General features: G+C 41.9%; 11 protein-coding genes. 8 read left to right on the top strand and 3 right to left on the bottom strand.

The genetic code is table 11. The features are described 5' to 3' along the window. Window positions 1–38: 38 nt before the first annotated feature. The gene (locus KIV41_RS18055; RefSeq protein WP_285337327.1) at window positions 39–2,084 is read left to right on the top strand and encodes a response regulator; all 2,046 of its coding nucleotides are present in this window, start codon (window positions 39–41) and stop codon (window positions 2,082–2,084) included. A gap of 46 nt (window positions 2,085–2,130) precedes the next feature. Here the strand turns inward: KIV41_RS18055 and cqsA are convergent, their stop codons facing one another. Both cqsA and ylqF read right to left on the bottom strand, forming a co-directional pair. Next, a complete protein-coding gene (gene cqsA / locus KIV41_RS18050) occupies window positions 2,131–3,312 on the bottom strand; it encodes an alpha-hydroxyketone-type quorum-sensing autoinducer synthase (protein ID WP_285337257.1) in 1,182 nt (393 codons plus the stop codon). A 296-nt stretch (window positions 3,313–3,608) separates the two neighbouring features. Continuing rightward, window positions 3,609–4,553 (bottom strand): ribosome biogenesis GTPase YlqF, encoded by a 945-nt coding sequence (ylqF, locus tag KIV41_RS18045; protein ID WP_103411635.1) that lies wholly within the window; start codon window positions 4,551–4,553, stop codon window positions 3,609–3,611. A 291-nt stretch (window positions 4,554–4,844) separates the two neighbouring features. Between ylqF and KIV41_RS18040 the strand changes: the two genes are divergently transcribed. The 6 genes from KIV41_RS18040 (at window position 4,845) to KIV41_RS18015 (ending at window position 10,055) form a co-directional block, all read left to right on the top strand. Next, a complete protein-coding gene (locus KIV41_RS18040; protein WP_285337255.1) occupies window positions 4,845–5,570 on the top strand; it encodes a nitroreductase family protein in 726 nt (241 codons plus the stop codon). A 251-nt stretch (window positions 5,571–5,821) separates the two neighbouring features. After that, window positions 5,822–6,802: a chemotaxis protein gene (locus KIV41_RS18035; RefSeq protein ID WP_010452160.1), complete on the top strand. Its 981-nt coding sequence runs from the start codon at window positions 5,822–5,824 to the stop codon at window positions 6,800–6,802. Window positions 6,803–7,265: 463 nt separating this feature from the next. Next, window positions 7,266–7,988 (top strand): sulfite exporter TauE/SafE family protein, encoded by a 723-nt coding sequence (locus tag KIV41_RS18030; protein WP_285337254.1) that lies wholly within the window; start codon window positions 7,266–7,268, stop codon window positions 7,986–7,988. 83 nt (window positions 7,989–8,071) lie between these two features. Next, complete coding sequence (gene rarD, locus KIV41_RS18025; RefSeq protein WP_071234397.1) at window positions 8,072–8,977, top strand: EamA family transporter RarD; 906 nt, start codon at window positions 8,072–8,074, stop codon at window positions 8,975–8,977. A 164-nt stretch (window positions 8,978–9,141) separates the two neighbouring features. Then, window positions 9,142–9,528: an MAPEG family protein gene (locus tag KIV41_RS18020; RefSeq protein WP_285337253.1), complete on the top strand. Its 387-nt coding sequence runs from the start codon at window positions 9,142–9,144 to the stop codon at window positions 9,526–9,528. Then, entirely contained in the window at window positions 9,522–10,055 is a 534-nt protein-coding gene (locus tag KIV41_RS18015) for a hypothetical protein (protein ID WP_038887235.1), read from the top strand. Before KIV41_RS18020 ends, KIV41_RS18015 begins: the two co-directional genes overlap by 7 nt. 435 nt (window positions 10,056–10,490) lie before the next feature. Here the strand turns inward: KIV41_RS18015 and KIV41_RS18010 are convergent, their stop codons facing one another. Further along, window positions 10,491–11,870 carry an endonuclease/exonuclease/phosphatase family protein gene (locus KIV41_RS18010; protein ID WP_285337251.1) on the bottom strand — a complete coding sequence of 460 codons (1,380 nt, stop codon included), beginning with the start codon at window positions 11,868–11,870 and terminating at the stop codon, window positions 10,491–10,493. 367 nt (window positions 11,871–12,237) lie between these two features. Between KIV41_RS18010 and KIV41_RS18005 the strand changes: the two genes are divergently transcribed. Next, window positions 12,238–12,552, top strand: coding sequence for a multidrug efflux SMR transporter (locus KIV41_RS18005; RefSeq protein ID WP_010452144.1), 315 nt, complete (start codon window positions 12,238–12,240; stop codon window positions 12,550–12,552). The last annotated feature ends 50 nt before the right edge of the window (window positions 12,553–12,602 follow it).

The following is a 12,602-nucleotide window of genomic DNA, read 5'->3' as shown; positions in this document are numbered from 1 at the left end:
CAATGAAATAGGTTTAAATGGGTCGTTGGCACGATAGTATGGATGCATTGCGTAAGGTATACCAGTATGCAGAGCCGAATCTGACGTTAGTTGGTTGGATGGGGTTTGTTGGCTTTCCGACGTACTTTATTGTATGGGAGTACCTGTTCCCACAGGCATACGAAAACTTACCGCTGCGCTTGTTTTGCTCACTTCTATTTCTCGGGATTATCGTTAGAAACAAATTAAGCTCTCGCCTAAAAGCAAACATGCATTGGTACTATCAGTTTGCTATAACCCTTTGCTTACCATTTTTCTTTTTCTATATGTTGCTGATGAATGATTGGTCCAATGTTTGGGTTATGTCATTTATGTCGGCGATTTTTTTGCATATCCTTTTGGTCCATATCACTCGAGTGATGTTTATCCAAACGTTCGTTGGGGTTTTTCTGGCTACGTTTTTTGCGTGGGCCTCGAAAGGGTTTCACCTGCATATAACGATGGATTGGACACATGTTCCGATCTTTTTGTTTATCTATCTTTTCGGCAATCTATTTTATTTTAGAAACCAAGTTGAACATGAAGCAAAAGTATCAATAGCTAAGTCATTTGGAGCGGGGATTGCTCACGAAATGCGTAACCCGTTAAGCGGGCTTTGCTCTTCCATCGATGTGATGCAGTCAATTATTCCAGATCCAAAACAAGAGAAAAAAGACACTTATCAACTGTCCATTGAAGATATTGAGTTATTGCGCGAGATTAGCGATGACGCAATGAAAATGATTCAGTCAGGTAATGAGACCATCGATTTGTTGCTGACATCAATAGATGAGAATAGAGTTTCTCGCGCTACCTTTAAAAAGCATAATGTCCAACAAGTGATTGAAAATGCAATTGAAAGTTTCAGCTACAAGCGAGCGTCAGATAGGGCGGCAATATCAATCGATATCCGGAGTAGCTTTGACTTTTTAGGTAGTGACACTTTGTTAAAGTACGTAGTTTACAACCTATTTAAAAATGCATTTCATCATCGCAGTTCAGAAGACTTCCATATTCACGTGACCGTTGAGTCGAACGATAATGCCAACCGTATTGTTGTTACTGATAATGGGGCTGGGATATCGGTTGAGGCTCTTGAAAACATTTTTAGGGACTTCTATACAACCGGTAAATCTGGAAATTATGGGCTTGGCTTACCATTTTGTAAGAAGGTCATGCGCTCCTTCGGTGGTGATATTAAATGTGTCTCTGAGCTTGGAGAGTGGTCTCAATTTACGCTGACATTTCCTCTTCTTAATTCGCCAGTAGTAGAAGAAATAAAGGATGAGTTAATCAAGTTGAAATCAGTACTGTTGATATCTAACCAAAAGATCCTAGTGAGTAAGGCGACAGACTTAAGTCGTCATATGGGGTTTCAGTTTGATGTTATTAATACGTTGGATGTCTTCAATAAGAAAGAGTACGAGTTCGAGTATGACGTGATTTTTGTCGACCTTGAAAGTATTGATATCCGAGGTACACAGCTGGATAGAATTGAATCACTTCTATCATTTACAGAAGGGCGAATCGTTTACTTATTCCAGCAACATTCACCATCTCGCCCAATTAAGGCTGGTTATTTCCCTATCTGGATGGAGACTCAAGCTTGGTTACTAAACACTTACACGACTATTGAACGGTTATTGTTTGATGTTGATTATGAGTCTGCTGCGGCCCCTATTAGAGAAATAGAGCACGATAACAGAAGGACTATCATGGTCGTTGACGATAACGAATCGCTACGAAAGTTCACAGCGTTGTTGTTAGAAAAGCAGGGGTTTGATGTTATTCAGAAAGAAGATGGCGAACAAGCACTGGAAGCTTTGAGTTCTGAAAGTATTGATTTAATTTTAATGGATATTGAAATGCCAGTGATGGATGGGATTGAAACATCGCGCAAGATTCGTAGTTCGAAGTGTGCTTACTCGACGATTCCAATTATTGCACATACAGGTGATAGCTCACCGGTGACACTTGAAAAGATAGAGTCATCAGGTATGTCTGATTTTATCGTCAAGCCAGCTGATAAAGCTCGATTGTTTGACAAAATTGCTCATTGGATATAGAGCTCAGCGAACTGAGCTCCGAGTTTATTCGTACTAAAACAGTTATTTAGACAAATTCTAGTCCAGGGTTATTGAAAGCCTTTTCGCACACGGCCAATACGTGTTCGACTTGAGCTGTTGTGATATCAGCGTTGATAGAAAAACGAATGATATTCTTGTTTTTTCCTGTAGCTGGTCGACAGAAAACGGCTCCAAATACATCATGCTCCTCTAGAAAGTCCCTCACTTTTTCCGTGTTCTCTTCGCTTCCACATTCCAAAGCAATGATCTGTGATTCACTACGAATCTGAAATCCAATCTGCTTTAGTCCGGTTCTTAAAGATGATGAACGTGCAAACAAAGCTTTTCGTTTGTCATCCGCACTTTTAATAACGTTCAGCGTAGATTCCAAGCGGACAACTTCTTGAGGAAGAATTGTCGAGCTAAAAATAGCAGGATACGCAACAAACGGGAGCGATTGAGATAGCTTTTTCGGGCCCAAGATTGCGCCTGCCCGATAAGCAAATGTTTTGGCTAAGCTAACCGTAATAAAATCTACTTTACTCGTTAAACCAAGTGCTTTTACTAGCCCGGCTCCTGCAGGGCCATGTGTACCTAATGAATGTGACTCATCGACGATAAGAGCGCAGTTTGATTCAGAAGCAATTTCGTAGATTGTTTCGAGGGGCGCTATGGTTCCAATAGTGCTGTAAATAGAATCAACGATAATAATGCCCTCACCGTGTCGCTTGATTTGCTTTTGAAGGTGGCTCATGTTGTTGTGCATGAACGGGTGAATTTCAGCTCCAGCGATACGAGCTCCCTCCCACAATGACATGTGGGCGAAGAAGTCGATATAGACCGGAGTTTGTGGTGCACATATCGTTTGTAATAAGCCAACATTTGCAGCCCAACCTGATTGGGACAATAAACAACTTTCCATTCCCGTAAAATCAGCAAGTTGCTGTTCAAATTTAGGCTTAGATTGTTCATCTTGTAAAAAAATTGCCGACATTACGACGTTATCATCATCTTCTGATATAGCGTGCTGGTGGTCAGCTTGAATCTGTCGGTTGCTTGACAAGGATAGGTAGTCGTTACTTTGCATCACCACTGAACTATCCGTTGGGCGTTTTCCTAGTACAAGGTGTTTTTTGTTTTGATTTTTTGCTATTAAATCATGGATGTAAAAGTCCAGACGCTCCTCAACAAAGGAAGGAAGTGGTTTTATTTTAGCTTTGTCACTCATAATATACTCTCTTCGTTATACAGAAAACGTCAGCGCTGACACTGTGTATGATCCGTATTGTGAGAGAAGTGTCATTACCCAAGTTGCATAAGTTTGAGAGCCCATGCAAACTCAATATTTAAGGCTTTAACTATGCTAAATCGCATATAGGCTTGTGGGGATGCAATCTACTAATACAGGCAGTCTAAGGTGACTTTTTGAGGCCAAATAGGCGAACCGGTTAGTGTTGATTTTGGGTTTCATAGTGACAAAAAAAGCGCGATGACTCGCGCTTTTAATTGTATTTGAGAGTATTTTTATCGCTTATTACGAAGGTAACGCTTACGACGTTCTTCTTTACGTTTCGCTTTCTCTTCTTCTTTACGAGCGGTTTCGATTTCTACTTCGATTAGCTCTTGAGTAATCATCTCTGGTAGCTCAAGAGTAATTTGACCCAGTGTGCCTTGACGAAGTTCGTGAAGAAGGATTTCCGATACTTTGTGAAGATCTACTCGTCCGCCAGCACGCAATGCACCACGGCGACGACCGATCTCTTCCATCATCTCGATATCCGATTGTGGCAGTTCGTCGATTTGGTAACGCTCTTTTAGCTTTTCAGGGTAGTGAGCCGCTAGGTATTCCACCGTGTAGAAGGCTACTTCATCGTATTCCATTGCGGTGTCCTTTACCGCGCCAGTTGCAGCAAGACGGAAGCCACTGTGTGGGTTTTCTACTTTTGGCCATAGAATCCCCGGAGTGTCAGAAAGAACGATACCATTTTGAAGGTTAATACGTTGCTGACGACGTGTAACCGCTGGTTGGTTGCCTGTCACTGCGATAGTTCGACCCGCCAACGCATTGATAATGGTGGATTTACCAACGTTTGGAATACCCATGATCATGGTACGAATGTTCTTACCAATTTCTTCGCGATGCGGAGCAAGCTTGCGTACCAACTCCATAATTTTTTGGACTTCGGACTGTTGAGAGGTAGTAATGGCAATCGCTTTTACGTTGTGCTCTTTCTCGAAGTGGTCAATCCAAACTTGAGTCAACTCCGGATCTGCAAGATCGCGTTTGTTAAGCACTTTTACTACAGGCTTATCTCCCTTGAGTTCCGCAATCATAGGGTTTTCACTACTAAAAGGGATACGAGCATCAAGCACTTCAATAATGACATCAATTTGAGGGATTGCTTCTGCAATCTCTTTTTGGGCTTTATGCATGTGGCCCGGAAACCACTGGATAGAGTTGTTAACCATTTGAATATATAACCTTTAGTAATTCTCAATCTTGCTATGACATATAAAGGGAGCGTCGGTAATACCGTAAGCACAAGAGGTAGCTACGTCGTCGCATAATTAGGTAATTCTAACACGGAAAGTTGGTTTGACCTTGTATAGTTGCTTGTTTAACTATCCGGGTGTACAAAAACTGTGCTTGTCGGAGTGAAATCGGTAAAGTAATTGTGGTTAAAAATACAGTGTCTTCTTCTTGCAGCTTAAGTGTAGACTAACGAGTAACTAGCAATATCAATTACACGAATACTAAAGATGTCAGATTCTTCTTCACTTCAACAAATTATTCACTCGCGCCGTTCCGTACGAAAATACGATGCAAACGCAAACTTTAACCATGATGATGTAGCGCATGCGTTAGAACTCGCGACACTCAGCCCTAATAGTAGCAACATGCAGATGTGGGAGTTCCATCGTGTGATCTCAGAAGATAAGCGAATGAAACTGGCCGATTATTGTATGGGACAAAATGCAGCCAAGACGGCAAATGAGTTAGTCGTATTTGTAGCAACGACCCATAACTGGAAAGAGCGCGCAAAGCGCAACGCAGAGACTGTGCGTCAAGCTTTCGAAGGCCGTGACGACGTTGCGGCCAAGCGCGCTCTAAAGTATTACGAAAAATTAATCCCTATGGTTTACAACAACGATGCGATTGGCTTCCGTGGCGCAGTTAGGAAGGTTTATAGCTGGTGGTTAGGACGCAGTAAACCAATGGTGCGAGAGGTCAGTAAATCTGATCTCCGTGTTTGTCTTCATAAAAGTGTTTCTCTTGCGGCAATGACGTTCATGTACGCGATGCGAGACAAAGGATACGATACTTGTCCAATGGAAGGCTTCGACTCCAAGAGAGTAAAGGAGTTACTGGGATTGCGTAGTAGTGATCAAATTACCATGGTGATCAGTTGTGGAGTGAGAACTCCTGAGGGCATTTATGGAGCTCGACACCGCGTTGAAAATGAGTCGGTGGTTAAAATGTATTAATAGGTAAAGCTTTATAACTCTATGCCGATAAATACGTAGAGCTTAATCTCTGCTAGTCAAACTAGGTCGAATTTGTCTAAAATGAGACCAAATTTCAATGCGATGCAGAGAAGTGTGCAGTAAGTATCCTTTTATTTATTTACAAAACCTATTGTAAGGACTAAAAAAGGAGACTTGGAAATATTGCTTCCAGATGTTTATGGGAGACATCGTTCATCTTGATCGATCTACAGCTTGGATAAAGTGGTTTTATGAGTAACGTAACCAGCACAATTTTGACAGAAAGTGGTACTAATGAACTTGAAATTATTGAGTTTCATTTAGAGAAAAAATTACCTGATGGCACGACGAAGACATGCTATTACGGCATCAACGTAGCTAAGGTTCGTGAGGTTATTCGTGTACCAGAAACTACGGATTATCCTAACGCTCAGCCACACATGATAGGAGTATTCTCATCTCGTGAGGTGTTAACTCCCTTAGTTGATCTTGCTGGCTGGTTAGGTGTTCAAACTCGTCAAGATATTGAGCGTAAGTTCGTTATCGTGACAGATTTTAACAAGATGACCAATGGCTTCTTGATCGACAGCATCTCACGTATTCATCGAATTTCTTGGAATGATGTTGAGTCACCAAGCCAGTTCCTTGAAGCTGGTGAACAAGATTGTGTCGTGGCTGTTGTGCGTAAAGATGGCAACTTGATCATGATTCTTGATTTCGAAAAGATTATCGCAGATATCAACCCTGAACTGAGTATGGAAAAATACGATGTTACAGGTGATAAGTCTGTGGATCTTAATCAAAGAATGGTTGGCAAACGCAATAGCAAGACAGTTATGGTCGTGGATGACTCTGCGTTTATTCGCTCGCTAATTCAAGATACGTTAGCATCGGCAGGGTATAACGTTATAACCTGTAAAGACGGCGGTGAAGCTCATGAAAAATTGATGAGTTTGATTGAAGTTGCTAAAGAAGAAAACTTGCCAGTGAAAGAGCTACTGGATGCAGTTGTTACAGACGTTGAGATGCCGAGAATGGATGGTATGCACTTAGTTAAGCGCCTACGTGATACAGAAGCATTCAAGGAAATGCCTATTGTTATGTTCTCGTCTCTGATGAGTGAAGATAACCGAGCAAAAGCCCTTGCTCTTGGTGCAAATGATACCATTACCAAGCCAGAGATTGGTCGCATGGTGAATATGATGGATAAATACGTGTTTAATTTCACGTAAGTTCCAGAATAAACTAAAAGAGGCTGCCGATTGGCAGCCTTTCTTTTATTCAAGGTAAGGAAGAATTTTGAGCTCGCCACTTTTGTTTGCTGATTGAAGCCACCCATAAAAAATACCGTATTGAATTATATTGGACTTGTTCGTGGAGCATAGGCTGTTGCAATCAGTATTGCATCAGGGCTTGAACCTGATGGATACCATAGAATCTTCTAATCTGAACCCAAACCATCAATGCCTGGAAACAGTATAGGTCAGTTCTGATTATCGGTATCTATTACAGTAACCGTATTAGCTACTTTCAATAGCGAGAAAAAGAAGAAGTGATTGAAGGCTGATCAGGAAATATTTTGATTGTTTTTTTAATAACTTTGATGAATTCTACACGGGGTGAGAAATTATTATTTATAAGTAATTTATATTTAATTAAATCTCCAATAACTACATCATATATAAGATAACGTCGATGGGTTTCGATTCTACTAATTTGCTTGCTATGGGACTGATATTCCTCGGTTCTTACGTACAAACTGCTATCGGTTTTGGCTTGGCTATTGTGGCTGCGCCCTTACTTATTCTTTGGGCTCCGGAATATGTGCCTGCTCCAATTTGCCTTGTTGCGTTATTTATTTCTTTGATGAATGCGATGAAGCATCGTAGCAGCGTTGAAATTGGCGGTTTAAAGATGGCGCTAATTGGTCGAATTCCTGGATCGTTAGCGGGTGGGGCGCTACTGTTTTTTGTTTCAACAGAAGCTCTCACGCTTTGGATTGGTTTTCTTGTACTTTTTGCCGTGGCAGTCAGTGTTCTTCCATTTCGTATAGAGCCGACTCCGGGTCGTATGACGTTTGCTGGTTTCTTCTCTGGCTTATTTGGTACAAGTTCTGCAATTGGTGGACCTCCAATGGCTTTGTTGTTGCAACATCAAGAAGCCAACCAGTTACGTGGTAATCTTTCTGCTTTCTTTGTTTTTAGCTCTATTATCTCGCTAGTGGTGCAAATTCCGGTTGGATTCTTCACACTTCACCATTTGGTGATAACTTTACCGCTTTTACCCGCGGGGGCTCTTGGTTACTGGTTAGCAATTAAAACAACGCAAACTCTACCAAAAGAAAAAATTCGCTTTGGCGCGCTGATACTCTGTTTTGTCAGCGGTATTACGGCAGTGATTCAAGGTCTAGCCCTGTAATAGCGGATCTTCGTTCTCAAATTCACTTTACAAACTTACTTTGCTCTATAGAATCGCGTCACTTTTTATTTGTCGAGTTAGTTATGAATAACAGTCGTTACGGCAATTTTATGGCTGCACTATCCTTCATTATTTGGGGATTGCTGCCTGTTTATTATCGCTTCCTACCAAATGCGTCAATGGATGAGCTATTAGCGCTACGTATTATTGGTTCTGTGCCTGTAGGCTTTATTTTGGTGCTTGCAATTACTCGTCACAAGCCCAACTGGAATGTGATTTGGCAAGATAAAAAATCGCTTTGCTATACGTTTGTGGCGAGCAGCTTGATGTGTATCTCTTGGGTTGCGTTTACCTGGGCGTTAACGAATAACCGAGTCATTGATGCGAGTTTGGGTTTCTTCATTGGTCCCCTAATTTCAGTAGCTCTGGGAGTCTTCGTCTTAGGCGATAAGCTCTCAAAAGGGCAGTTTACTGCGATCCTATTGGTAACGGTTGGTGTGATGTACCAAGTGATTCAATACGGGCAGTTACCGTTAGTGGCTCTTACAATGGGGTTGTTCTTCTCACTTTATGGCCTGTTTAAGAAGAAAATTAAATTTGATTGGAGCACAACTTTATTTATAGAGGCTGTGGTTCTTACGCCTTTCGCGTTAGCGTATTTATTGATCAAGCAGTGGTCAGTAGGTGAGTTGACGTCTACGGTAGATATGACGACTTTCATGCTTTATTTAGGAAGTGCGCCAGTGACCATATTGCCATTGATCTTCTACTCAATCGCGATTCGTATCACTAACTTGTCTACTGTTGGTCTGATGCAATACATTGAACCGAGCCTTCAATTCGTGTTGGCCGTGGTCTTTTTTGGTGAGTTGTTCGATAGTGTAAAAGCAGTGACTTTTGCCTTTATTTGGGTTGGTCTGTTGTTCACTATTTGTGAAGGCGTTGTAAAGCGATCGAAACGTAAAAAGTTGGCAAACCACTCACTTTAGTCAATTTCTTCTTTGGATTCATAGAGCTGGCTTATATAAGATATATACCCAAGTGATCCTTGCTCAACCAAGCATCTCACGGTTACTTGGGTATAGTTAGCCTCGAAAGAATGCTGGTACTGTGCAAGTGTTCGAACATAACAATATCTAAAGAAGGAAGTTTTATGATTACCGCTCTCTACGCGTCCGCTCTCGCTCTACTGCTCATCTGGCTTGCTTTTCAAGTCATAAAGCAACGTCGCAGCAACAAAATCGCTTATGCGGATGGTGGTGTTGAGTCTCTTCAAATCGCTCGCAGTGCCCAAAGTAACGCCAGTGAATACATACCTATAACTCTGATTCTAATGGCCCTACTGGAATACAATGGTGCATCGGTTTTATGGATACATCTTGCGGGTACTGCTTTTGTTATTGGGCGTGTCATTCATGCCAGAGGAATATTAGCAGAAGACCTAAAAGGTCGAGTGACAGGGATGAAGTTAACCTTCTTTACTATGATTGGTTTAGTGGCTCTTAACTTAATCTATTTACCCTACGGAAACTTATGGTAAAAAAATCGACCTATTTACCTCCAGCGTGGTTGCTTGTTCTTGTTGGATTAATACTCAACATTGCGGCAATTATTCTAACCAGTGTCGTGTTAGATAAATTGGGTAAAGAAACCGGACTACTCGCGGAGAAAAAGGCTGAGAACCTCTATTCGATACAGTTGGCTTGGGACAGCGTTGAAACGCTAGAAAGGAAGCGGGAAGTGTTGTTATTGCACTTACACCTTGCTCAGTTCGAATTGCCATCTGAAGAGGTGAGTCAAGTTTTACAAGGGCATTTGTCAGCTTGGACAGGTAAGAAAGTCAGTGCTATAAACGTCTCGCAATTATCGAATTTGATGTCAGAGATCAACCAAGCCCAGAGCAATGATAGAGAGCGAATCGACAGTTACTATCTAGAGAACTTAGAGATTAGCGAAGTGATGTCAACCTTGGAAGAAAAGATTGCTTGGTACAAAAGCATAGGCTTGTTTCTTCAGATATTTGGGTTAGCGCTTATTTTAGCTCGGGATCTTGCTCGTAAGCCGTAAGTTTTGCAAAGCAAGTGATTGCGATTTGCAAAGAGATGTTCGCATAATGCACTCAATTTAATGTAAAGGCTGGTGTTGTTAATTGAGTTTTAATGCAATTGGTTAAATAACAACTGGTTTTAGTGCGTCTGTAAGTTGGCACGGTGAATGCATTAGTACTTACGACCCTTTTAAGCCGAGGGTCACCTAGCCAACTGACGTTGTTAGTGGACCAGATTGTTCACACGTATACACAGCCAATCATAAGTTTTGTGGTTGGCTTTTTTTTCATAATCGGTTCATGTTTTACTTGCTACGGTTTGTGCTCTAATATTCGAGAGATCTGTGATAGCTTTTACCCGTATTCAAAATCTAGTTGGTAGTTTGAGTTCTGAACAATAAAAGCCTCGGTATTAATCGAGGCTTTGTTGTATTTAAATGTAAGAACAACAGCGCTTAGAACTGAGCTTTAATCCAGATCATACGGTGGTCAGAAGAGACATCTTTACCTTCTCCTGGGATCCCATTCCCATCAACATCAGCAATGCGCTTGTCAACGAACAAAGGGTAACCTTCTTCATATGATGCAGCCCAGTAAACGCCGGAATCAACCACATTTAGGTTTGCTGAAGGCATTGCATAGTCAACACCCAGACCGAACGTCGAAGTGATGCGGTTAGGGATTGGGTGAGTGGAACTGCTATCTACCGCGTGTTCCGCAGCACCGAAGCTAGTTGGGTAAAGCTCACCATTCATCACATCTTGGTTTACCAGTGGATCATTGTGGAACGCTTGCATGATGTCGCTAAAGCCATCGCCATCCAATGGATCTAGGTTTTGGTCGCCCATCATTACAAACTTCGCACCTTCCGCTAGACCACCTTTGTTTCCTGCGTCATCGTAGAAGTACTCTTTGCCTTGTACATAGTGATGCCAGAATTCAACTTCAGCACCATTTTGTACTTTGTTTTTACCTGGATCAAAAACAGGAGGAGTAGGGTGAGACATTAGTAAGTGAATAACTTCATCACCTTTCTCTGTCGGGATGATAATTGGTGCGTCTACGTGGTTTTTAGAAGACAGGCGAACGACATCCCACTCATCTGCAGTGTACCAGTCGTCTCCACACTCCATGCCATCAGGGATAGTTTGCGAACCGTCACAGATTGTAATCGTTGGGATTTGAGCACCTTCCATGTCTTTCCATTTGAATTCTTGGAAAGTACGTGTGTTTTCTGTATCGATCTTGTATTTAGACATCAAAGCAAACGCATACTGGCCATGGTAGAAACCAAAGCCCCACGCATCGCCAGGAAGTTGACCTGCGGTGCCGTTGTTGTCTAGGTCAAGACCGCTGTTTAGGCCCGTGTTTGTTGAGTAAGATTCTGCGTAAGGGTATTCGATAGGCTCAAGGTTTGCATCGCCGCCTGCGCCTTCAAGGCTTTGTGCGATAGATAGGTAGTTCTTCTGGAATCCTTCCAGTGCCACTTTATCTTCGCCAGTACCATCGTTGTTGAACTCTGCCATCATTAGCACGTCAGGACGGTTTTTCTGAATAATAGCTGCCACGTTACGGATTTGAATGACTTTTTCAGCCATTGTTTTATCTTCATCTGCGATGGTGCCATCAAGGTAAGCGGTGACAAGTTCCGTTTGTTTTGCTGGCTCAACTTGCATTTCTGCTACAAGGTCTTCAAACGTACTGCGATCAAAAGAAAGGTTATAAGTGGCGATCTTTACGTCTTGAGGTTGAACATATTTGATATCGTCATCATCACAGCCAGTTAATAGTGCTGCGCCAATAAGGAGAGCTAAGGGAGTTTTGAAATGTTTCATGGGTATGTCATACCTTATAATTGGATTCGCGCAAATACTAAAGTTATCAGTAGCTTTTGTAAGCGATCCTTGTCACACAATCGATTGCGTATTTGCATATGTAATCAGTTTATTTGTGATTTGTGAGGCTAATGCAACGTTTTCAACACCAGAAGGTTATATTCAAACTGTTAAATAATGATGTCCGTTTTATTTAATTGCCATGGATTTATATTTCATATCAATCAGTTTAAATGGGTCTAGTTCGTTACCAATCGGAGTTTGGGTAGTGGATGATTTTCTTTATACTGTGTGCTCACAAGAAGTGAGGACGACCTCACCGCTCTCATCACTATCGGGGACGACCCCAATCATTTGGAATCTCTCAATGGCTTGGGCAATTCTTTTTCTTGCAGGTCTATGCGAAGTCGCATGGGCAGTTGGGCTCAAATACACCGAAGGTTTTAGTAAGCTTGCACCATCTGCATTCACTATTGGCTTTATGGGGTTAAGCTTTTGGTTACTGGGTATCGCGCTTAGAACGTTACCGCTAGGTGTGGCTTATGGAGTTTGGGTCGGTATTGGCGCGATAGGTACCGCAATTGCCAGTATCTATTTATTTGATGAACCAGCGACGCTAATTAAGCTTATCAGTTTACTGCTCATTGTTGCGGGTATCGCGGGTTTGAAGTTCGCAGCTTAGCGTTACAAATACAGCCAAAAGAAAAGCCAGAGTGATGCTCTGGCTTTATT

This window comes from Vibrio sp. D401a (genome assembly GCF_030248515.1).
Taxonomy (GTDB): domain Bacteria; phylum Pseudomonadota; class Gammaproteobacteria; order Enterobacterales; family Vibrionaceae; genus Vibrio; species Vibrio rotiferianus.
Note: the sequence above shows the minus strand (reverse complement) of the source record. Positions and strands in the feature narration are given on the sequence as shown.